General features: G+C 54.4%; 17 protein-coding genes. 9 read left to right on the plus strand and 8 right to left on the minus strand.

Annotated features, from left to right (window positions below):
- Window positions 1–139: 139 nt before the first annotated feature.
- Window positions 140–2143 carry a TonB-dependent receptor domain-containing protein gene (locus ABDK75_RS09000; protein ID WP_346005625.1) on the plus strand — a complete coding sequence of 668 codons (2004 nt, stop codon included), beginning with the start codon at window positions 140–142 and terminating at the stop codon, window positions 2141–2143.
- A 13-nt stretch (window positions 2144–2156) separates the two neighbouring features.
- Here ABDK75_RS09000 and ABDK75_RS09005 read toward each other — a convergent pair whose 3' ends face one another.
- The 6 genes from ABDK75_RS09005 to ABDK75_RS09030 all read right to left on the minus strand — a co-directional run bounded on the left by ABDK75_RS09005 (window position 2157) and on the right by ABDK75_RS09030 (window position 9533).
- Window positions 2157–3743, minus strand: a complete 1587-nt coding sequence (locus tag ABDK75_RS09005; RefSeq protein WP_346005626.1) for a PepSY-associated TM helix domain-containing protein — start codon at window positions 3741–3743, stop codon at window positions 2157–2159.
- Window positions 3740–4042 (minus strand): hypothetical protein, encoded by a 303-nt coding sequence (locus ABDK75_RS09010; RefSeq protein WP_346005627.1) that lies wholly within the window; start codon window positions 4040–4042, stop codon window positions 3740–3742. The genes ABDK75_RS09005 and ABDK75_RS09010 overlap by 4 nt, the downstream gene beginning before the upstream one ends.
- Before the next feature lie 278 nt (window positions 4043–4320).
- Window positions 4321–6606 carry a TonB-dependent siderophore receptor gene (locus tag ABDK75_RS09015; protein ID WP_346005628.1) on the minus strand — a complete coding sequence of 762 codons (2286 nt, stop codon included), beginning with the start codon at window positions 6604–6606 and terminating at the stop codon, window positions 4321–4323.
- 180 nt (window positions 6607–6786) lie between these two features.
- Entirely contained in the window at window positions 6787–7725 is a 939-nt protein-coding gene (locus ABDK75_RS09020) for a glutaminase (RefSeq protein WP_211500173.1), read from the minus strand.
- Window positions 7726–7834: 109 nt separating this feature from the next.
- Window positions 7835–9232, minus strand: coding sequence for a siroheme synthase CysG (gene cysG, locus ABDK75_RS09025; protein WP_346005629.1), 1398 nt, complete (start codon window positions 9230–9232; stop codon window positions 7835–7837).
- Between the two features lie 148 nt (window positions 9233–9380).
- Window positions 9381–9533, minus strand: coding sequence for a hypothetical protein (locus ABDK75_RS09030; RefSeq protein ID WP_167386096.1), 153 nt, complete (start codon window positions 9531–9533; stop codon window positions 9381–9383).
- A 219-nt stretch (window positions 9534–9752) separates the two neighbouring features.
- On the opposite strand from ABDK75_RS09030, the gene ABDK75_RS09035 reads away from it, so the two are divergent.
- The 8 genes from ABDK75_RS09035 to spt all read left to right on the plus strand — a co-directional run bounded on the left by ABDK75_RS09035 (window position 9753) and on the right by spt (window position 19475).
- Window positions 9753–9881 (plus strand): hypothetical protein, encoded by a 129-nt coding sequence (locus ABDK75_RS09035; protein WP_256445572.1) that lies wholly within the window; start codon window positions 9753–9755, stop codon window positions 9879–9881.
- A 68-nt stretch (window positions 9882–9949) separates the two neighbouring features.
- Window positions 9950–10519, plus strand: a complete 570-nt coding sequence (locus tag ABDK75_RS09040) for an HD domain-containing protein (RefSeq protein ID WP_346005630.1) — start codon at window positions 9950–9952, stop codon at window positions 10517–10519.
- Between the two features lie 171 nt (window positions 10520–10690).
- Window positions 10691–13327 (plus strand): hypothetical protein, encoded by a 2637-nt coding sequence (locus ABDK75_RS09045; protein ID WP_346005631.1) that lies wholly within the window; start codon window positions 10691–10693, stop codon window positions 13325–13327.
- Between the two features lie 284 nt (window positions 13328–13611).
- On the plus strand, window positions 13612–14979 hold the full coding sequence (locus ABDK75_RS09050) for a lipopolysaccharide biosynthesis protein (RefSeq protein ID WP_346005632.1): 1368 nt from the start codon (window positions 13612–13614) through the stop codon (window positions 14977–14979).
- Window positions 14976–16106, plus strand: a complete 1131-nt coding sequence (locus ABDK75_RS09055; protein ID WP_064274096.1) for a hypothetical protein — start codon at window positions 14976–14978, stop codon at window positions 16104–16106. Before ABDK75_RS09050 ends, ABDK75_RS09055 begins: the two co-directional genes overlap by 4 nt.
- Window positions 16106–17917 carry a fatty acyl-AMP ligase gene (locus ABDK75_RS09060; protein ID WP_346005633.1) on the plus strand — a complete coding sequence of 604 codons (1812 nt, stop codon included), beginning with the start codon at window positions 16106–16108 and terminating at the stop codon, window positions 17915–17917. The genes ABDK75_RS09055 and ABDK75_RS09060 overlap by 1 nt, the downstream gene beginning before the upstream one ends.
- Before the next feature lie 113 nt (window positions 17918–18030).
- Window positions 18031–18285, plus strand: a complete 255-nt coding sequence (locus tag ABDK75_RS09065) for an acyl carrier protein (RefSeq protein ID WP_046899528.1) — start codon at window positions 18031–18033, stop codon at window positions 18283–18285.
- Complete coding sequence (gene spt, locus ABDK75_RS09070; protein WP_086634113.1) at window positions 18282–19475, plus strand: serine palmitoyltransferase; 1194 nt, start codon at window positions 18282–18284, stop codon at window positions 19473–19475. The genes ABDK75_RS09065 and spt overlap by 4 nt, the downstream gene beginning before the upstream one ends.
- An 80-nt stretch (window positions 19476–19555) precedes the next feature.
- Here the strand turns inward: spt and ABDK75_RS09075 are convergent, their stop codons facing one another.
- Both ABDK75_RS09075 and ABDK75_RS09080 read right to left on the minus strand, forming a co-directional pair.
- Entirely contained in the window at window positions 19556–20488 is a 933-nt protein-coding gene (locus tag ABDK75_RS09075) for a hypothetical protein (RefSeq protein WP_346005634.1), read from the minus strand.
- On the minus strand, window positions 20481–21431 hold the full coding sequence (locus tag ABDK75_RS09080) for a diacylglycerol kinase family protein (RefSeq protein WP_099210178.1): 951 nt from the start codon (window positions 21429–21431) through the stop codon (window positions 20481–20483). Before ABDK75_RS09080 ends, ABDK75_RS09075 begins: the two co-directional genes overlap by 8 nt.
- Window positions 21432–21499: the final 68 nt, after the last annotated feature.

The raw sequence follows: 21499 nt of genomic DNA on the forward strand, positions 1-21499 counted from the left end.
GCTCCTTACAGGGCTACTGGCAACTGATGTATTTGCTGCCGATAATGCGCCATCCGGCGAGCCCCAAAAGAAGATTTCCAAAAAATCTGAAAAGAGAACTATTCAAACCAACGACAAACCTGCTGAACACGTCACTGTCATGGGGCACCTCGATCAGGCGCGTGGACGTATTTTCCCCGGCCTGGGCGCAGTCTCCTACGGTATCGATCAACGACAGATCCAGGCTACGCCTCAGGGGCAGAATGCTTCTTTCAGCCAGATTATGCTCAGAATGCCTGGCGTCGTGCAGGACAGCTACGGAGAAGTGCATGTGCGAGGCGAACATGGCGGCCTGACTTACCGGGTCAACGGTGTCCTGCTTCCCGAGGGCCTGAATGGTTTTGGTCAGGAACTGGATACACGCATTATCCAGTCGGTTGACCTACTAACGGGAACCCTCCCCGCTCAATTCGGGTTTCGTACGGCCGGCATTGTGGACGTACATACAAAGAGTGGATCCACCCTGAAAAATAACCAGCTTTCACTCTATGGCGGCAGCTACAACACTTTTGCACCGTCCTTACAATTGGGCGGTTCAAAAGGGCGCTTTGAATATTTTACGACGCTGTCCATGAACCGGAATAATATTGGTATCGAGAACCCAACCGCCTCCTTCCGCGCAACACATGACACAACGCAGCAGGAAAAGGCGTTTGGCTATTTTTCATGGAAGCTGAACGACACCGACCGTATCTCGCTCCTGACAAGTGCATCTTACGCAGATTTTGAACTTCCCGACACGACCGGCCTGCAACCGGTTTATCAACTTGCTGGAACTGACTGGTCACACCCCTCTGTACAATCACGCTTTCTGGATGACAGCCAGACAGAGCAAAACTATTACGCCGTCGTTTCATACCAGCACAGCGCTGACAAACTGAACCTTCAGCTCTCACCGTATTTTCGTTACGGGCGCATCGATTATACGCCAGACCCGGCTCGGGACCTTATTTTTCAAGGTGTAGCCGAACACGAAGTCAATGACTTCACAACTGGGGGCGCACAATTCGATTTGTCTTATGATATCGCTCCGCACCATACCCTTCGGGCCGGTCTTCTGGGTCAATACACCTCCGAGCGCCTCGATACTGACTCTCTTGCATTCCCGGTAGACGAAACTGGCCAACAGACTTCGTCTACCCCTCTCCGGCTGATAGACAACACGGGCAACTGGTCCGTTGAAGCGGGTGCTTACGTTCAGGATGAATATCGCATCACCCGCAAGCTCACTTTCAATTATGGTATTCGCTACGATCGGTTTGCATCGTCTTTTGGAAACGAAGGACAACTCAGCCCGCGCGCTAACCTGGTGTGGAAGCCGTTCAGAAGCACGACCTTACACATCGGCTACTCCAGGTTCTTCGCACCGCCTTCTCCGCAGTACGTTTATCCCTCAACACTGGCGCGTTTTGCAGGAACCACAAATGCCGCAGCCAATTTGACAGATACGCCCACGAAAGTTGAAACCTCCAATTACGTGGATGCTGGCATTCTCCAGCATATTACCCCCGAATTACAGATTACAATCGACGCCTACAGTAAGTGGGCACACAACCTTACGGATCTTGGACAATTTGGTCGTGCGGTTATCCTCGCGCCATTCAGCTATCGCCGAGGTCATGTGTATGGTGCAGAGTTTGGAAGTTCCTGGAGGCGCGGCCCTTGGTCTCTGTTTGGTAATTTCTCGTTTGTAAAAACGGCAGCTCGAGAAATCAATTCCGCCGAATACCAGTTCGATCCAGAAGAATTGAGCTACATTCGCGCACATGCCATCCAGTTAGACCATCAGGGACAGTATACGGCCAGCGCTGGCGCATCCTATTCCAGCAAGCATCATCTGGCTTATATAGATTTCCTGTATGGATACGGCCTGCGGAGTGGCTTTGCCAATCTTGAGAAACAGCCCCAGTACGACATTTTTAATGTCGGATACCAGTACACCTTTACCCGCGTCCCTCTGGGGCATGATCTGAAAGTTCGCGCTGACATCGTAAATCTGTTCGACAAACGCTACCAACTTCGAGACGGTAGCGGCGTCGGCATTTATCAGGCGCAATACGGACAACGACGAGGCACTTATTTCTCACTCGTGTCCGATTTCTGAAAACAACCTAACCTCAGGCCCGCTCAGGGTCTGAGGGAAATCCTTTACGACGCAGCACAGGCTGACCGGCCTCGGGCCGCACCGCCCAGAGCATCAAAAAGGCCCCATAAAGAATTGCAAATGCATCTACTGCCAAAGCTGAATCCTGCATGTGTGATAATGGTGTAACCACAAGTGCGGAAATCGGCATCATCCATGTCAGGATTGCCGAAAATATCAGTAAAGTGCGAATAGCTTCCCGCTCCTTAAGCCACAACGCCACCCCATTGCACAGCAAAAAAACCCCGAAATAAACAAGCTGCACAGTGACCGTTTGACTGCCTGCGGGCAGCAGAGGCGCCGCACACAACACAGCTGATATACCGGCTACACACCCAAGCGAACATCCGATCGTCAATGCACAGAGTATTCGTGTTGATTTTGTATCCTCTACACGTCCCGTTCCGCGCTCACGACGCCTACGCGACACCACCCAGAGCTGATTGCCCGCATAGAACATAAATGCGCCACCGAGCCCGAGAAGCACATATCCCCACCGCACACTCTCTCCGCCAAAACTGCCAAAATGCAGAACGAAAAATGATGTCAGCACGGACTGCGACCAGCTCTGATGACCGGGCATATACTCGGTAGACACGAGCCTGCCGCTATATGGATCGACGCCCGCAAATCCTCCACCCGCCCCACGCGCGCCATAGCGTGGGTCTCGTCCTGTTATTCTGAGAGCCAAATGGCCGCCATGAGCGCTGCTATAAGCCAGAGTATCGGGAATGAACCCCGGCGCTTGTGTCGCAACAGTTTTAATAATCTGATCTGGGTCGAGAGGCTTCCGTAGTTTTGCCGCGGGACCATGAGGATGCGGCCCATGCCCCGGGCCTGCTGCACCATGCTGAGCCTGCGGGTGTTGTATCAGGAGCGCCTGCTCCGCCATGTAGATCTCATCATGAAATGCAAACACCACTGAGGTGAGCGCCATGATGATATGAAAAGGCAGAGAAAACAGGCCCAGCATACTATGCATGTCGAGCCACATTCTTTTGACGTTTTGACCCAGTCGAATTGCAAACAGGTTTTTCACAAGCCCGGGGATAACAATAAGCGTCCCTGAAATCAGGGCCACCGCATAAAGCAACGCGACCACGCCCATAAGGAGCCGCCCGGCTTCATGAGGCATGGAAAGCCCGACCTGCTGATGAAGCATATTGATGAAATGTGCGGCCTGAGAAGGCTCCTGACGCACCGTCACCAAAGAGCCATCGGGTGCCAACGCTGAAAAATTGGCGAAAGACGGGCCGTGCATCCGCTCTGGCATTCCCCAAATCAAGGATGCGGGCTGAGAAGGCGTTGGATGTAAAACAATCGTATAATTACGTTGCGCTTCCGGATGCTCAGAAAATGTCTTTTCCAGCAATACTGGCATTTTCTCCAGTGTTACTGGCGGCGGCAAAGCCACTGGTACCGAGGCCCAATCCTGCAAAGGCCGCTCGAACATCGTTACCGATCCGGCATAAAATGCTACAAATAGGAAAAGGCCACAGACAATCCCGACCCAGCTATGGATTTCCCGATACATCCGGACAATGTCAGCGCGGATTTTCACGACATCATACTCCGCACACCTATATAAATAGCCCAGAGGACAGCATTCGCTCCTCCAAGCATTGCCCACGCACGCCAGCCTGATCGAAACAGAAAGCAAGTCCCGAGAATTCCCGTCCAGACCGGAACTACGAGCCACATCAGGAACTGTGAACCAACTGCCCTGGGTTGCCCGTCAACATGCGCGAGCAGACCCAGAATGCCCATCAGGGCAAAGGAAAGCGTGAGTCCAAGGACAAGACCGGCGCTCGCTTTGGGAAACCAGTTCCGACTGCTTAGCATCACGGGAGTTGATGTCATGACATCCTCCTTCGCCAAACCGCGGCAGCCAGAGGAACCAAAGACCAGACAATCATGATAAGCGTCAGAAACTCGGAAACTGCGGTGCCGCTACCTTCGCTTGCGAGCAGCATGAGCAAGGATGCACAGAGGAGCGTGCTTCCGGAAATCATACAGAACCGAAATGCTGGACGCTTCTTACGCAATTGTTGAGCGGGCGATGCCATATAGAGCATAAGCGCACCACCTGCCCCCAGAACGGCCGCAATCCATATCGTTATCATAACGGTTTACTCGAATTACCAACGATATTCCAAACGAGCAGTCAGATTACGACCCTGCCCATAATAGCAGGCGGATACGGCTGTACAGGTCGCGACAAAACGCTTGTTGGCGATGTTTCGGGCATTAAACGAAAAAGATAATCCTTTGTAGCGCGGATGCGCCGTCGCGAAATCATATCGAAGGAACAAATCGAACAACGTATAATCCGGAATATGTAGTGTATTTGCCGTATCCCCGTAGCTCGTGCCTGTATAACGGACACCACCGCCGAGACCGACACCCGCAAAAGTTCCATGCTGGATGCGCTGGTCTACGAAGAGAGACGCCATCCACTTGGGGGCCTGTCCAAGATAATTGCCGACCTGAGATGCCGTATTGGAGCGCGTAATCTTTGCTTCACTGCGAGTGCCGGTAAAGATCACCGACATGTCCCACGGCAGGTTTGCCTTGCCTTCAAGTTCCAGCCCACGAACCCGGCCCTGCCCTGTCTGAACCAGGCACGTTGATGTGCCACAGAGTGTGCCGTTCGGATCATAAGTCGTCATGTTATTCTGGGTAATCTGGTATCCACCAAAAGTGACGTAGATACTCTTCCCGTACTGATACCGAATACCACCTTCATACTGATCGCCAGTTGTCGGCTTGAAAGCCTTTCCTCCCAATGACGTGGATGGGTCAGAGACTTGTGGCTGAAACGACTGAGCGTAACTGAAATAGGGCACGAGACCGTTATCAAACATATAAACGGCACCCGCTCGCCAGGTAAATGCATTGGAATTCGTGATGTACCGAGATTTCGTGAGAACATTGAGCGTATTATCGCGCGCCCAGTCCTGACGTCCACCAATCGTGACCCGAAGGCGGTTAAACTTCAACTGATCCTGAAAATAAATTCCGTTCTGGCTGCTGATGGTTGCCGTATAGACCTGCGGGCTAAGATTGTCTGAATACCCAGCACTCCCGCGTGCTTTCGGATTAAAAATATTCAGGATCGGCAGAACATAAGAAGACGCCACCAGATCGCGGCTATGCCGCCAGTTCGTATAAAAATAATCAGTGCCAACCAGGAGCATATGCCGCACAGGCCCCGTACGAACATGCCCTTCAAGTTGCGTATCCGTCGTGACACCCTGAGACTGCCCTCTGCCTTCCACAGCACGCCGATTAACCGTTTCGCCTGCAATACATCCAGCCACTGTCGCCGCGCATTTGGCCAGCGTATCGCCAGAAAGCACTGTCGCTCTGTAAAGCGTGTTCAGATACGTGTAACGCGTATTGTTTCGGACCGTCAGGAAACGGTTGAATTTATGCTCCAGAAATGAGCCTGCCAAAGCCTGGTTTCGATCAAACGTATCCCAGTTCGGCTCACCAATATTCGCATCATTCGCGATATGGCGACCCTTGGATGCATACAGCGTGCCCGTCGCTGGCAGGAACTGGAATGTGGAGCCCCCCTGATCCCGCTGATACTGCGCAAGTAAAGTCCAGACCGTCTTGGGTGTAATTTTCCAGGTCAGGCTTGGGGAGATGTAGTAGCGGCCAGTCCGTACTTCATTAACCTGAGTGTCACCATATCGAGCGAGGCCGACAATCCGGCCTGTCAAAGCCCCATCATGCGTCAGTCGGCCAGACACATCCCCTGAGGCCTGCCCCTGCCAGTTGGACAGGTTGGTAAATCCGCTGCTCTGTAGAAAGAACTCGCCTTCGCTCTTTTCCGTCGGACGCTTCGTCACAAGATTAACCACGCCCCCTGGCGCCGTCTGACCATAAAGGGCACCGGAAGGCCCCTTCAGAACCTCAATCTGCTGAAGTGCAAACGGATCAAAGGACGTTCTGGTCCACTGTCCGCCTGATGGCAGACGCAACCCATCGACAAAGTTGTTGTTGGATGAAAATCCACCCGCACCAAACCCACGGACAGACACTTCATCCACTCGACTGTCGATGCCGGATGGCTCAGCCTGTACACCCGCAGTATAGGCCAGCGCATCCGCAATTGACGGCGATGCGCGTAGTTCGATTTCTTCGCGGCTGACGATGGAAATGGACTGAGGAGATTCAATAATCGGTGTGCGTGTCTTTGTCGCAGAAGACGCGTGGGACATGCCGGTCGCCGTCACAACAATGACTTCCGCTTTGGACTTTGGCGCCTGCGGCTGTCCGGGCTTCTGAAGTTGTTTCTGGCCCCTGGACTGAGCTTCATCCGTAACAACAGACGTATCTGCACCTGCAGCGGCGGAAGTCAGCCCTGCCAGCACAAGAGCGGGAAAGACAGTATATTTGACGACAGAAGAAGACATGCTGGCCCACCGAGAGAGGATCGGAACTGGAGCCCTCATATTTGCAATTGATAATTATTGTCAATTAGATGTTATCAAGGGAATTGCATCAAAGAATGCCTAACCCCGGCACGGCCAGATACATCTCAATAAATATTATTGTTTTTCAATTATATAAAAGGAAAATATGCTATCTCTGACTCAGTGACTGGCGCGAAAAACGTTCCATCCCGTATGCTGAACAAGACGCTCAAGGGCACGTGTTCCCAGCAGCGAATTGCCCTGCGCATTCAAACCCGGCGACCATACCGCAACCGACGCGACACCCGGAACAACTGCCAGAATACCACCCCCAACGCCTGACTTTCCTGGCAACCCAACCCTGATCGCAAAAGAGCCGGACCCGTCATAATGTCCACACATCATCATGAGAGCGAGTACGGTCTGGGCATTTCGCGTGGAAATGACGCGCTCGCCCGTTCGGGGATTAATTCCGCCCGTCATCAGATAGGTGCCCATTTCCGCAAGTTGCCTGCAACTCATGGTCAACGCGCACTGATGAAAATAGAGGTCCAGCGTTTCATCAACGGGATTATGAATATTCCCGAAGGTCCGCATGTAATTGGCTAGAGCCTTGTTGCGAAATCCGGTCTCCTCTTCCTGCCGCGCCACATCCCGATCAATCAGGATGGTATCCGGATCTGAGCTCATGGGCTTCAGGAAGCCCAAAAGCTCATTCTGCGCGCCGTCCAAGCCATACTGGGATGTCAGAATATCCGATACGACAATCGCACCCGCATTGATGAACGGGTTTCTCGGAATGCCATTTTCACTTTCAAGCTGGATGATCGAATTGAATGCACTGCCCGACGGTTCCTGACGCAGGCGGCTCCAGAGCCCGGCGTCCACCGCATTAAGGGCGAGCGTCAGGCCAAAAACCTTTGAAACGCTCTGAATGGAAAAAGCTTCTTCAGCGTCCCCAACAATATGACTGCCGCCTTCTGCATCGATAATGGCCATTCCAAACCGACCGAGATCGACGTTTGCCAACGGCGGAATATAGTTTGCCACCTGCCCCCGATCTGTCTCGGCACGCATTTCCTCTGCAATTTCCGTGATAATAGCGGTCAGTGACGGCATGTGGGGTTATCTCCAGTTCAGGCGGTTGTAAGACCTTTCACAGAGCAGCCTATTGAAAAAAGGCCTTTTTTAAGAACAGGAGCCATGCATCTTACGCGCAGCTCTTTATTCAGGGTGAAACAACGCGATGACGAACGACCTCACCCACAATCACAAGCGCGGGTGAAGAAACCTGTGCTTCTGCGGCCTGAGCCGCCATTGTTCCGAGTGTTCCCGTCAACACACGTTGCCCGGGCTGGGTTCCCCGTTCCACGATGGCTGCCGGCCAGTCTGACGGCAGGCCATTTTTTACCAGCCCTGCCATCAGAGCTGGTAACGTCGAAATTCCCATATAGATAACGACAGTCTGACGGCGATCCGCCATGTCATCCCAAGGCAGATCCAGCACGCCATCCGCCCGTGCGTGCCCTGTCACAAACAGACACGCCTGAGCACAATCCCTATGTGTAAGGGGAATGCCCGCATAGGACGCACATCCACTGGCAGCGGTAATGCCCGGCACAACACGAAAAGACACCCCCGCGTCCACTAGCGATTCAATTTCCTCGCCACCCCGCCCGAAGATGAACGGATCGCCCCCCTTCAGACGCAGAACTCGTTGACCGGCTTTCGCGTGACGGACCATCTCGCTGTTGATTTCGGACTGTGGCATCGCATGGCGATTACGCTGCTTGCCCACAAAAATCAGCTCCGCGTCACGTCGAACACGTTCGAGCAACACTTTGGGTAACAGATTATCGTAAAGCACCACGTCAGCATTCTGCATGAAGTGGAGGGCCTTCAATGTCAGAAGATCGGGGTCGCCGGGCCCGGCGCCCACAAGCCAGACCTCGCCAGCAGCCCGCTGTGCTGACAGGAGCACATCAAGCACACTGTCAGCCCGAACCTCATCGCCTGCCAGTGCAGCTTCTGCGCCTGCTCCGTCCAGAAAATCTTCCCAGATCCGTTTCCGATCCTGCACTGCAGGATATTGTGCGGACACCCGCGCCCGGCGGGACTGCATATACGCGGCGAGTTGCCCCGTCCCATGCGGCATCCAGCTTTCAATTTGTTCCCGCAGTCGACGCGCCAGAACCGGTGCTCCGCCAGCGGTTGAAATTGCCACACGTACCGCCCCACGCCGAACCTGAGCAGGCGTAATGAACGTGGACGGCTCCGGATCATCAACGGCACAGACTGGAATATTTAACGTGTCAGCAAGAGCAGCCACTACGCGATTAACGCTCCGATCGTCTGTTGCCGCATAGACCAGACGACACCCCGGCATGACAGTCTGTAAAATATCAGCGTCAACGCGACCGCCTACATGCCGCGCCAATCCCGCATCCACCCACTCCTGAACAACGCCATTCAGGGCTTCCGCAACAATCTCGATCTGCGCACCATGATCAAGCAAAAGCCTGCCTTTGTTGACAGCAACTTCGCCGCCGCCAACCAGCAATACACGTGCGCCCTCCAGACGAAGGGAAATGGGAAACCAGCCTGTCTCAACCCCGGATGCGGGCATCTCTATATCCATGTGCGTTCAGAATAACAGTTCCAGAACGGAACGCTGTTTCTCTTCCCTACACGGCCACCCCGAACAGGCAAAGACAGGATGCCCTCAGAAAAACCCAAACGACCTTGAGTTCAGGCTTCTCTGTAAAAGGTAAGGGTCAGCGGTGCCCGTACCCTCCGCCGCCGCCAACGTAAGGTCCGCCTCGGCCTTCGTGATGATGATGTCCCCGTCCATGATCGTATGGCCCGTAGCACGCCATCAGGGGTGCCATCATGGCAAAACCCAGCACCATCATTGCAAGACGCTTCATGGGAAAATCCTTTTGAAAGACTGAACCGATAAGATTTCTATTCAGGAAATATGGCTGCTTTCCGGCGACAGTTTCCCTGATGTTACGCGGCAAGCCCTTGAAGACCCACTTGCATTTGTGTCCTGCACGGACGGGGAGTTACCATTTTAACCATTTTCGCATATAATTTCGAACGACTGTAGGACAACCGTTCGCCTGCACTCGCCCCAGGAGCGCGACATGATGGCTGAATTTATCGTCAAGGCGATCAAATCGATCCAGAACGGTATGGGTTTTCCAATCCTTCTTGGAATTCTGGTTCTACTCGTGATCGCCGGATATCTGGTGCTTTACGCGCTGGTAATGTGACAGGACGCCATCTCTCAGGATCAGGCCTGACTTTGGCCTCAAATTCCCAATCGTCAGGACCGATTTTGATGACCACACACGAGATCAAGAAGCGTCTCGATTTTCTCCGCGAAGCCTCCAAGCTCAAAGATGTGCTTCGCCGCGCTTTTACTCTGGGTGGTCAAGCTGAAAGCACCGCAGAACACACCTGGGGTCTATGCCTTCTTGTCATGACCTTCGCCGACCAGCTTGAAGGCATCGATCTGCTGCGTCTCCTTAAGATCTGTATTCTCCATGACCTGGGCGAAGCCATCCATGGCGATATTCCGGCCATTTCCGTTGAAGCTTCCAGCAACAAATCCCAGCAGGAACGTGAAGATCTCCTGACCGTGATGGCCCCTCTTCCCGAGCATTTAAAAGAAGAGTTTCTTGAGCTTTGGGATGAGTACGAAAATGCCTCCAGCCCTGAGGCAAGGATGGCAAAGGCTTTCGACAAACTCGAAACCATTTGCCAGCATAATACTGGCATCAACCCGCCAGACTTCGACCATGAATTCAATCTGACTTATGGGCGCCGCTATACCGATCACTCAGCATTAACCCGTGCGATCCGCGACGTCATTGATAGTGAAACCATGCGAAACGCTGAGAAAGTCTGAACTCAAGCTGATTGTTTCGGAGAATTTTGTTTCTCGACAAAAAGAAACAGTTTCCCCAAAAAATACCCCACTATGGTTTCTGCGTCAGGGAATGACTTGACGATCCTTCGCTGCTCCAGACACAAACGGAGCTCATAAACTTGCAATTCCGGGAGATCGGCAGGCCACAGCATGACCAGCCACCATTCTGGCACTCCAGCCGCTACACGCTCCCGATTAAATCTTAGAAAACTGACGTGCTGCGGTTTCAGCGCCGCCCTCTCCTGCGGCTCAGCCTGGGCACAAAGCACTAATACGGCGGGCACAACCCCATCCAACGTATCCGGCAGCACGACATCCACAACGGAGCATATCGTCGTTACCGGCCATAAACCGGAAGGAGCCGTCATTGGTGCGCCAAAACCACTCATGCAAATCAGCGCAGATGAGATTAAATCCTATGGCGTCGATACCGTAACGGATCTGTTGAGCACCATTTCGCCTGAGACACGCTCTGGACGGGGAGCGACAGGAAATGCTCCTGTTGTTCTTTTAAACGGCAAACGAATTTCCGGCCTTCAGGAGGTTGATGACCTTCCCTTTGAAGCAATTGCACGTGTGGAAATTTTTACGGAAGAAGAAGCCCTCCGTTATGGCTATGCGGCAGATCAGCGCGTCGTCAACATCATCACCGTCAAGCACTTCAGGTCCGTTCGTGCGCGCGTATATGGCGAAACATCCACGGATGGGGGTGAAGAAAATGGCGCTCTTTCCCTCAGCTTCACGCGCTTGCAAGACGAACGGCGCATCAACCTCAGCGCTCGTTATACGGCCAGTTCATGGCTGAGAGACAGCCAGCGCAACGTGGCTCCCCCGGCGGCAAACTCACTCTACGCCACACAGGGCAACCTCAGTACGTCAGATGGTACCAGCCTGGACCCGGCCCTTGATGCTCTGTCCGGACAGACCGTCACTATGGCAGGAAGCCCATCCTTACCTTTCGGGCAGGCCGCAACGGTGGAGGATATTCTTCCCTACGCGAACAATCCCAATACCAGCACGAATGCCTCGGCCTATACCCTTCAGCCGCGCAAGCACGAATTGAACCTGAACGGGGTTTACGCTGATCGTATCACTGAAAATATCAGCTCGTCTCTCAATGTGAGTTTTGATCATCAGGATCAAATCAGTCTACAAGGCCTACCGCATGGGGTACTCACGCTGCCTGGCGGAAGTTTCTATTCACCATTTACCCAGTCTGTTCAGCTTTTCCGCAGTTTTGGAAACATCGCCCCCCTTCAGCAGACCGCACACACCGAAACAGGGCACGCCGGCCTTAATTTTAATGGCGATCTCGGGGACTGGAAGTGGAATGCCAAGGGCAGCTACGATTACACTCAAACAGTCACGAACAGCCAGACTGGGCTGTCGCTCACAACGGCCCAGGCAGCCCTGAATTCCAACGACCTTTCTTTCGACCCATGGACAACAGTTTCTCCAGCCTGGTTAGGCAAGCGCCTCGTCAATCACGGTCGCACCACAAGTAATCAGGGTCAGATCAGCGGACTGCTCTCCGGTCCGGTTTTCACGCTTCCTGCTGGAGATGCCTCCACCAGCATTGCAGCCACGGGAACACTCAGCCAGCAAAACGCTGTATCCACCGTCAATAACGTAACATCTCGCGCGGCCATCAGCCGAGATATTGGTACAATTCGGATCAACGGCGACCTTCCGATCGCAAGCCGAAAGAACCACTTTCTGTCTTTTCTTGAAAAGCTGGATGCCAATGTGAACGGTGCGGTCAGCCAGGTGTCCCACTTCGGAACATTGGGAACCGTCGGTGGGGGCGTCACATGGGCGCCTCTCACATGGATCCAGCTGCCGCTCTCCATCACTGAACAGACAGAAGCACCCGCAGCCTCCTCCCTTGTAGCGCCCACAATCGAAACTCCGAACGTCACAACATATGACTATGTGCGTGGAGAGTCCGTTCAGGTCACGACTGTATCTGGCGGCAACCGGAACCTGCGGTCAGCCGATCGACATGAAATCAGTCTTGGTGCCATCCTGTCCCCCCCTTTTCTGGACGGATCGCGACTGCACATCAATTACGTGCATGACAACACACACAATCCGGTTCTGTCTTTACCGACTGCCACCGCAGCCATTCAGGATGCTTTCCCGGATAACTACCAACGAGATGCTGACGGCGTTCTGGAACGTGTGGATTTAAGGCCAGTCAACGCCGACTATGAGAAGCGGACAGAATGGAACACCACCTTCTCGCTCTCACGTCCCTTCGGAAACGAGCCTGACAAAGCGCACCATAAAGGACGGCCAGGCAATACCACGCAGGGTCGTTATTACGTTGTCCTGACCCAGGTCTGGCGGTTGAACGATACTGTGCGATTACGATCTGGCCTCCCCGCTATAGACCTCCTAAACGGCGGAACGATAGGTGGCCTTGGCGGCAAACCCCGTCATGAAGTGGAACTTCAGGCAGGAGCTTATCGAAACGGTATTGGCATCAGGCTGGACGGCAAGTGGCAATCAGGCACATCAACTCTGGGCAGCACGTCCGCAGGCAGCCTGTATTTCAGTAGCCTCGCAACCCTGGATTTTTCTGTTTTCGTCACTTTGGGAGACATCCCCCGCTGGAAACACAGCGACTGGGCTCAGAATTTTAGAATCATGTTGTCGCTGGATAATGTCTCGAACAACCGCATTCACGTTCATAACGGAACCGGCGCCACACCGGCTGGATACCAGCCTGCCTTCATGGATCCCATGGGGCGGACTATCGGACTGTCTCTTCGGAAATCGCTCTAAAATCGCTCATCACGGCTTCTTGGCACTGCCGTCCAAAGATGTGCGCGAAAGTTAGATTACACACTGACACAGAACGCGAGCTTGCCTTCAAACAGTTGAGATCCTTGCAATTCTGCAAAGTTCTCGCGTGCAGGTCTCGTCCCAGAACGGCTCATGTTCATCCCTCCGTGGAGGTGAATGCAACGTTTGGTCATAAAATGTGAGTTTAGATTTTCTCTTGAGACCCTATGTGTGAAGCAGATTTGTGACAACGATTTGACAGCCATGAAAGTTTCCTGCGCCTGATGTCGGCCGAAGAACCGCCTTTACAACTCCCGAAAGTGGCCGGTGTCCGACGCGTCATGAGCAATGTTGGCGTGCTGCTTGGAGGACGTGTCGTAAATGCGCCCCTAAGCCTCCTCCATATCTGGATGGCAACACATTTCCTTGGAAGTTATGGCTTTGGTCTCATCGCCATGATGTACGCCTTCGCGCGTACCATGGGCGATCTGGTCGATTTCCAATCCTGGCAGACAGTGCTGAAATATGGCCTTCGCCCGCTGACAGAAGGAGACCGGAAAGGGTTTCAGCGCGTCATAGCGTTCAGTTTTCTGCTGGATGGCCTTGGAGGGTTGCTTGGGTTTTGTGGCGGCCTGTTCATCAGTATCTTTGCTATGAAAATGCTGGGCTGGCCGCCAGAAATACACCAGACAGGAACAATATTCTGCCTGTCGATCCTGTTCATGGCATCCGCCACCCCCACAGGTCTTCTGCGCATCTTCAACAGATATGATCTGATTTCCATTCAGGGCGTAGTCGCCACTCTCGTTCGCGTCGTGGGTACTTTTTTCCTCGCCGTAAAAGGCGCGTCCGTACCAGCATTGGCGTTCGTGTGGATGTTCGCCGAATTTGCAGCGTGGGCAACACTCGGGTTTATGGCCGTCCGAGAATTGATCCGCCGGGATCTGATGCGTGGCCTTACAAAAGAACTACGCGATCTGATCCCTGACCTGCTGAATGGGCATTTCTTTCGAACCCATCTTGGTATCAGGCGCTTTGCGCTTTCCACAAACCTCAATTCTGCCCTGGCTCTGACCTTCGGACATATTGGGACGCTTGTAGTGGGAGCGTTCGTTGGCCCCGCAGGTGCCGGATATTATCGGGTGGCCAGCCAGATTGCCGCTGGGATCGCCAAGCCAGCCGCACTGATTCAAACAACCGTGTACCCGGAAATGGCGCGCCTTTGGCGTGATCGTGCGACAACCAAGCTTTACCGCCTGACCATTCAGGTGGCTCTTGCCGCAGGTGGGATCGGGACAGTTCTCCTTGCCGTGACCCTTCTGGCAGGCCGCCCCCTTTTACAGCTTTATATCGGCCCAACAGGTGCAACGCAGACGATGCCAGTTACACTCTGGCTTCTTGCAGCGGAAGTTGTTGCTGTTTGGGGCCTTCCGCTCGAACCCCTCCTGTTCACAACAGACCGTTCCGGCGCTGCGACATCTGCGCGTTTCCTGGACTTTCTTGTATTTTTTCCGGGGCTTGTTCTTGTTGTCCGCAGATACGGTCTCGATGGAGTTGGTCCTATTACACTCTGCGGGGTCATGCTCCTGATCGGACTTCAACTTCTTCTGGTTCTTCGTAAGCCCTCTCTGCGCACGATTTCCCAGCCATGAAAGTCGTCTTTCCCTTAATCGCCCAGCGACACCAGACGCTACACGCTCTACCAATCGCACTGGAAATGTCAGCCCGACACCCAGAAGTCGCGGTCCATATTGCGTGCCTGACAGCAAGTCATCTGGAACTCGCGCGCTCGTTGGCTACGCTCTATCCGGAGTCTCGCGTTCAGTTTGACCTGCTTCCGATTTCAGATGCACTTCGGCATCGGATTGAAGCACAGGGACTACGAGTCCTTGACCGCCTCATGGGGCTGTTTTTCTCCCGGAAGTATTTCAAGGGCTTCGATGCCATTATCGTTCCCGAAGCGACCTCTCTTCAGCTTCGACACATGGGCGTTCGGACACCCCGTATGATCTGGACGGGCCATGGGGCCGGAGATCGTGCCATCGGCTTTGCAAAACATCTCAGAAAATTTGATTATCTTCTGGTTCCCGGCCGTAAAGTCGAAGAGCGGATGCTGGAAAAAGGCATCATCCGTCCCGGCTTCTATCACCGTGGCACATATGCAAAGTTTGATCTGGTTCGTCGGATGCATGCACGTCGACCACCGCTTTTTAATAACGGTCGCCCGACAATCCTGTATAATCCGCATTTCGTGCAGCGTTTCTCGTCATGGCGCATGATGGGCAAGAAGCTGCTTGATTTTTTTGCAGCACAGGATCAGTACAATCTGATCTTTGCTCCTCATTTCCGGCTGTTTGATAACCATCGCCCGGAAGGAGAAGCCCTCAGACGAGAATATGCGGGTCTGTCCCATATGCTAATCGACCCAGGGAGCGAACGAAGTATCGACATGACCTATACCATGGGCGCAGACCTCTATCTCGGGGATGTCAGCAGTCAGGTGGCGGAATTCATGATACGACCGCGCCCATGCCTGTTTCTCAACGCTCACGAAGCAGCCTGGCAGGATAACCCCAATTATCAGTCTTGGACGCTTGGCCCGGTGACGGATAATATTGCCGATCCTGAACAGGAAATCATGAAGGCGTTCGACACACACTCACGTTTTCTTGAGACCCAGCGCCAATATGTACTAGAGACATTCGAAACTTTGGGCGAACAGCCCACGGCACCCGCCGCAGCGGACGCCATAGTTAACTTTCTACACAAGGCCGCCTGATGTCCGGCGATCCTAATGGAGCTAGTCTAGGTTTGACCGAGGACACCCAGAACCCAACTCTTCCCTCCGCTCCGACGCCGAGCCGCTCTGGCCTGACCAGACGGTACGGGGACTTCACGAGCTTTGCCGCAGCCCTGGACTATGCAGCCCAGGGCGAGAGTGGATTCAATATCTACTCTGGCCGCGGACAATTGCTGGAAGCCTTGCCGTATCGAACGCTCCGCGAACAGGCAATTTCCATGGCTCAGCGTCTGCTTGGCCTTGGACTGGCAGCAGGAGACCGGGTGGCCATCGTCGCAGAAAGCGATGGTGACTTTGCCCGTATCTTCTTCGGTTGCCAGTATGCAGGGCTCGTTCCAGCTCCGCTGCCGCTTCCTGTCGCTTTTGGCGGACGTGAAGGATATGTTTCCACCCTCCGTGGCATGATTCAGAGCGCTGCAGCACGCGCTGTTGTGGTTCCGGACGTGATCGGAAGCTGGACATCGGAGATCGTTGAAGGGCTGGATCTGGTTTTCGGCGGCTCCCCCGCTGACCTCTACCGTCATGCTGAAGCCAATGTAGAGCTTCCGGAAATCAAATCCGAAAATCTGTCCTATCTCCAGTTTTCGTCTGGCAGCACGCGTTTCCCAATGGGCGTTTCTGTCACTCAGGCTGCTGGAATGGCCAATGCACGCGCGATTGCCCGTGATGGTCTCAAGGTTTATCCCGCAGAAGATCCCCGCGATGATCGCTGCGTGTCCTGGCTGCCACTCTACCATGACATGGGCCTGGTTGGGTTTTTCCTGACTCCCCTGACATGCCAGTTGACGGTTGATCTCCTGCCGACCCGCGAATTCGCACGTCGCCCCCATGTGTGGCTGGACCTGATTTCGCGCAATCGCGGCACGATCGCCTACAGCCCCTCTTTTGGCTACGAGCTATGTTCGCGTCGCAGTGGCCAGGCGGATCTGGACCTCTCCTGCTGGCGCATTGCGGGGATCGGCGGCGACATGATCCGCCACCATATCCTCGAAGGCTTTGCCGAGCGTTTTGAATCCAATGGATTTGATGCCCGCGCATTCGTCGCGAGCTACGGTATGGCCGAAGCAACCCTGGCTATCAGCTTTGCCCCGCTCAACACCGGCATTCAGACCGACACGATCGATCTGCGCACGTTGGAAAAAGACGGCCTCGCCAAGCCTTCCAATGATCCCTCTCACGCGCTCCGCACTTTTGTGCTTTGCGGTGAAGCACTTCCTGAGCACGAGATTGAAGTCCGTGACCCGCTCGGTAACATTCAGCCTGAGCGCCACGTTGGCTGTGTTTTCGTCCGTGGACCGAGCCTCATGTGCGGCTATTTCCGCCGCCCCGAAGAGACCGAAGCCGTTCTCGATGCTGATGGATGGCTGAATACTGGCGATCTTGGCTACCACCTGAAAGGCCAGGTTGTCGTAACGGGCCGCGCCAAGGACCTTATCATCATCAACGGCCGGAATATCTGGCCGCAGGATCTGGAATGGTCTGCCGAGAGCGAGATCAGTACCCTCCGGTCCCGCGATGTCGCAGTCTTCTCCCTGGAAACGGAAACAGGCGAGAATATCGTCGCACTTGTTCAGTGCCGTGCAACCGAAGAAGAAAACCGCAACACGCTCCGTGATGAAGTCACGAGCCTGTTCCGCCGTCAGCATGGTGTGGACGTGCAGGTTATTCTGGTTCCGCCCCGCACCCTTCCACAGACGTCTTCCGGCAAGCTGACGCGTGCCCGTGCCAAGACAATGCTTCTGTCAGGTCAGTTCGATCTGCAGACCGAGCCAACCAACTCCGCAGCCTGACGGACACACCTGACCGCTTTTCCTCTCCCTGCTCAGGGAGGGGGTGGCGAACAGACGTGCTTTGACGCATAAAGCGCTCACAAACTGCATAGTAAGACCGAGAGTTCAATTCCATGACTGACAGCGTCGCCGGCATCTCCGGAATGATCATAGAAAAGCTGCTTGCCAACCCGAAAGTGCCGCGGGACATCAATGGCAACAGCAAGATCGTCGAAGATCTGGCTTTTGACAGCCTCGCCGTCATGAACTTCGTCATGGAAATTGAAGATGAGCTGGACGTGTCTGTCCCGCTCGACAAGCTGGCAGATATCCGCACCATCAACGATCTGGCTGCCTGCCTTCATACACTGAAGGCAAGCCACGCGTGATTGATATCTTTGCAAAACACGCCGCCCTCCGGGCAGCCTATGACGGATTGACGGCAGTTTCGCCACGCAACCCGTTCGAGGTCGTGATTGAACGCCCGCTCTCAGCCACGGTCGGTCTGATTGAGGGGCGTGAGACGCTTCTGTTCGGAACCAACAATTATCTGGGCCTCAGCCAGTCAGGGCACGCAGCGGAAGCCGCGATTGAGACAGCCCGCACAATGGGCGTCGGCACAACGGGCTCCCGGATTGCCAATGGCACCTTCGGCCTGCATCGCAAGCTGGAAGAGCGCCTCGCTTCTTTCTTCGGCCGCAAGCACTGCATGGTGTTCTCTACGGGATATCAGGCCAACCTCGGCACAATTTCTGCGCTGGTTAACAAGGACGATGTGCTGCTTCTGGATGCAGACAGCCATGCCAGCATTTATGACGGTGCAAAACTGTCTGGTGCGCAGGTCATCCGCTTCCGCCACAATGACCCGGTCGATCTTGAGAAGCGCCTTGCACGCCTGAGCGATCATCCTGGCGCCAAGCTGATCATCGCGGAAGGCATCTATTCCATGACGGGGAACGTTGCCCCGCTGGACAAGTTTGTCGAAATCAAGAAGCGCCACGGCGCCTACCTGATGGCTGATGAAGCACATTCCTTTGGCGTGCTAGGTGAAAACGGTCGTGGGGTTGCAGAACTCCAGGGCTGTGAAGACGGCATCGACTTCGTAGTCGGAACCTTCTCAAAGTCGCTCGGAACAGTGGGCGGATATTGCGTCACGGATCATGATGGCGTTGATCTGATGCGCCTCTGCTCTCGCCCGTATATGTTCACAGCCTCCCTCCCCCCGGAGATCATCGCGGCAACGCTGGCTGCTCTTGATGATATGGTTGCACATCCAGAACTTCGCACCCGCCTCCAGGACAATGCTGCACGTCTTCATGCCGGATTGAAGGCCGCAGGCCTACAGACCGGCGAACATGTTTCGCCGGTGGTTGCCGTGACGCTTGAAACGGTGCCTCAGGCTGTCGGGTTCTGGAATGCCCTTCTTGAAAACGGCGTTTACGTTAATCTGTCTCTCCCGCCCGCAACACCTGACAACCGTCCGCTGTTGCGCTGCTCGGTTATGGCTGCTCACAGCCCTGAAGAAATTGATCAGGCAACAGCCGTCTTCAAGCAGGTTGCCGAGCATTTCCGAGACTGAGTACGGCGTCGTTTAAAGCGCAAAAAGGGGACTGTTCCAGACAGTCCCCTTTTTTATGGGCTTTATCCTGAGAAATAACGTCAGGCGGCTTTGCGCAAACGTTTCATACGTAAAAGCAACGCAGGCAAAGTGAGCAAGGGATGTCGCCGCTCAAACTCAGAGAGGGCCAGATCAAGCCCTGTATGACGCTTGATTTTCCACGCCAGATAAGACGCACCGTTTTCAAAAGTAAACGCCGCTTTCACGAGCCGCGCTACGTTTCGAGGCTTGCCTGACGTCCCAACAAGCGCCCAGCGCCGTGCTGCCCGTTTGCGCAAAGTCGGCGACACGGTCGGCTCAAGCATTTCGCCCACTGCAGAATAACCAAGATGCGCTCGCGCCCATCCCAGGGTCAGCATGCTACTGAACCGCGCCTCTTGGCCAGCAAGCAAACTATTGCCGCGCCCCTTCTTCTCAACACGCAATTCTGAAGCATAAGTGTGGGCAAAAAGGGTCCGCCAGTATTCAAGCGCCGTCATGTGCGGCGCACCCAGGAGGGCAGCCCAGCAGGACGCAGTCGTCACACACCGCGCCAGCAAGTCCAGCAACATATCCGCTGCATGCTCGTCTCGAACCCACACGAGACGTACAGGCTGACAAAACCGTGCCCATAGTGTCGTATCGAGCGCGCCAAGTGACGTACGGTCTTCGAACTGCTCCCGCGACAATACCGCAATCTTTGCGCGCAACGTGCGATGACCGTCTTTGAATTCGGCGTAACGGACATTTGGAGGAAGAAGCAGGTTGCCGGTACGAGCAACCATACTGCCCGTAAAATTTTTTGAGCTTTCCGTCACGATATAAAAATCGAGAATACCGTCCGGGTCTGCTGCGCGGAGCACCGAACCATAAAACAGAACACCCAGAGGCGGACGTGGGAAAGCACGAGCCAGAGCATCGGCGAAAGCTACAGCGCTCTCATCAACCGGCGTTGTCAGCTCTTCAATGAGAATTTTTTCAAGTGCATCAGGCATGGAGGAAACGGAAGGCTGGCCCACGTTCAAGTCGAATACGCCCGCTCTCTGAGGGTGTAAAAACCTCTCCGTCCAGGACAAAGTCACTTCTTGTTTCAAGCATCATGTCGTCTGTTCGGCCACTCACATAGTCAGGATGACGCCGCAGCCACCGGGGCGCACGTCCACACAGAAGCGCAGCCGTCGCACGGGCAAGGTTTTCCGGGTAGGCGCTGACATCAAGATATCGCAGACCTTCCACATTCGGTTCCGCATCCCAGAACGGCCAGATTCCATGAGAAAGCCGGGATAGTCCCGTTGAAAGAAACATGAAGCTGTTCCCGTCATAAGCGTGGCCAGATGTTTCAACCCGTAGAGGCTCCCCCTCCAACCAGCTCTTGCGACTTTTACGGAAAAGGAGACTGACAACGGTGCTGAAGAGCGTAAAGCCTACAGCCAGATCATGGGGGGCAAACCTGACGACTGCTGGAGAATGCGCCGTACGAACAGCGCGCGCATAGCCCGTACACCCTCCAAACAATCCGAGCACTGGCTTGCGGTCTGTGTCTGGCCAAGAAAGACAAATGGGTGTGCGTGTGCTCGATCGCATTGCAGCCCCTTGTTGCAAGCGATTGATAGCCTCCATCTCCCTCAGCCCGAACCCGATATCCCCAGCAATGAGATTGGTGTTCCCTGATGCGATTACGGCGATATCGGGAAGGCGATCTGCTGGATATGCACGCGCAATGGCTGTCAGCGCAGCGCTGATTGTTCCGTCCCCACCATCAATGGCAATGGTTCGGACTCCCTGCCTGCAAAGGTAATGAACATGTTCGGTCATCCCTTCACGACTGTCTGATGGAACGAAATTCTCTCCGAGAAGCGCCTTGGCCTCCGTAGCGAATACGGAACCGCCGCGCCGGTTCTTACGGCTGCGAGCATTATGAATAAGGGCAAATCGCACTATAGGGGGAATTCTTCGTTTTTGTTCGGAGCTATGCGGGCGGGTCTAGCACGGCTATGATGTTTCGG

Origin of the sequence: Gluconobacter sp. OJA, assembly GCF_039638325.1 — a bacterium.
Lineage (GTDB): Bacteria > Pseudomonadota > Alphaproteobacteria > Acetobacterales > Acetobacteraceae > Gluconobacter > Gluconobacter cerinus.